Origin of the sequence: Metallosphaera javensis (ex Hofmann et al. 2022), from assembly GCF_022064045.1 — an archaeon.
GTDB classification, from domain to species: Archaea; Thermoproteota; Thermoprotei_A; order Sulfolobales; family Sulfolobaceae; genus Metallosphaera; species Metallosphaera javensis.
Genome location: NZ_JAKNCW010000043.1, coordinates 1 through 1,836, shown reverse-complemented (window position 1 = coordinate 1,836; position 1,836 = coordinate 1). Strand labels below are relative to the sequence as shown.

At 53.2% G+C, this 1,836-nt stretch carries 2 protein-coding genes; both read right to left on the bottom strand.

Features of this window, described 5'->3' with window-relative positions; all coding sequences use genetic code 11:
* Positions 1–221: hypothetical protein (locus L3N51_RS12295; RefSeq protein ID WP_428846167.1), on the bottom strand; the 221-nt coding region annotated here is incomplete at its 3' end.
* Positions 222–397: 176 nt separating this feature from the next.
* A complete protein-coding gene (locus L3N51_RS12290) occupies positions 398–1,750 on the bottom strand; it encodes a hypothetical protein (RefSeq protein ID WP_238027510.1) in 1,353 nt (450 codons plus the stop codon).
* Positions 1,751–1,836 lie beyond the last annotated feature (86 nt).

Here is a 1,836-nt window from a genome sequence, read left to right as displayed (position 1 = left end):
GTCTGCTGGAGAACTTCCTGGTTCTTGGTTAGCTGATCAACCCTTCGGGACAGTTCCGCAACCGTCTGCTGGAGAACTTCCTGGTTCTTCACCAATCGGTCAACAGAGATGGTTAACCTGTCCAGGGACTCCTGTAAGTTGATGCCCAGCAGTTCCCCCAGCTGTTTCCTGAACTCCGCATCACTCATGAGAAGCCTTAACAGGTCCTCCTTTAGCGACATAATCATGAATCCTATCTAAAAACTATAAATGTTATGGTTTGGCTAACAGTATCATCTTCCGTTCCAGTCACGTGAATTCAGGATGCGTAGCTGAGGCTTCCCTGACCTCCCAACAGGTATCCAGGGATTCAGAATATGTGAGGAGATCATCAGGTAAGAAAATGGATGTGGTTTGCTCATTTCCTCCTCATCATCACCGCAATTGCCACGAGAATCAGGGCGACCACAGGGATTCCGATCTCCACTGGATTTACCCTTATCTGTCCCTGCGTCTCCACGGTGACGTTCACCTCACGGGTAATGGGCGTGCTGTTCACCCTCACCTCACCTGTGGAGTTCTCAACGCCGATCCCGCTAGCGTTACTCCCCGAGATCTGGGTCTCATTGGCCCTCAGCGGTGAGAATAGGACCAGAATGGTCCTGGTTGAATTCACCACCAAGTGAAGGAGCGTGACGTTGCTTGTGTAGCCCTGAGCCATCACCGAGATTGTGTAGTTACCTGCTCCCAACAGGAGGGTGAAGGAGGAGCTGAGTACTGGAACTGTCCTCATTCCGCTGACGTTAACGTACCACTCCGTCCCGGGAGGGAGGCCAGTCTCCTTCACTATCACGGGGAACACTTCCGGGATGAAGGTGACCTGGACCACTAGATTGCTACCGTTCACGGTGAAGTGTCCCACTGGCTCCTTCGCCACGTAGTCCCCCTGTGCTCCCACCGTGAAGGTGTAGTTTCCGTTGGGGAGGAGGAGGCATATGGTTGAGTTCCTGGAGTAGTGAATTCCGCTAACATTGACGTACCACTCCGTCCCAGGAGGGAGGCCAGTCTCATTGAACTCCACCCTGTAGCTCAGGTTGAGGACAGCAAGGGCTATGGTGAAGGTGTAGTCTCCCGGGGCAACAACGGAAATTGTCCTGTTCTCTTCAACGTAAGGATAGGGAGGCGTGAGCCTCACAGTGTAATTACCAGTTGGGAGACTGAACACCACCATTCCCGAGGAGTTGGTTGTCCCGCTCTCATTTCCCACCTGCACCTCCACTCCACTAACTGGACTCCCCCTGGAATTCACCACGTGGATCGTGACGTTGGCCAGCCTGGGTAGAACTGTGAAGGTGGTTGAGTTCTCAATCCCGGTGCTGGTTTCCACCACAACCCTGTACTCTCCGGGAGTACTTACCGTGAGCTGAGCGCTGTATTCTCCGCCTGAATCAGTCATCTCCCTCATCACCTGAACCCCTCCCGGGCCATACACCGATATGTTGACCTCAGTGAAGGGGGATGTTTCGCCTGAGATGGTCACCAGTCCCGGGTAGTGAACGCCACCAGTGTTTATGCTTACCTGATCTGAGGACCAGAGGTAGAGCTCCTCAACGTTTCCATAATGGGAGCTCTGATTGAACACGAAGATGGAGCTAAGGGGAGTCACCATCACGGACACGTTCTGGCCCTGGGGTACTGGAACGGTGAAGTTTCCCTCCCCCATAAGGTTCTCCAGGTGCTCCAGTTCGCCTCCCTTTCCGAGGTAGAGCAAAGAGATCAGTAGTTTGTGGAGTTTCTGAAGAGCTAACCTTAAAAACGCGTATTACCCATGTTGGTTATGCCCTCCGAGAAGAGGAG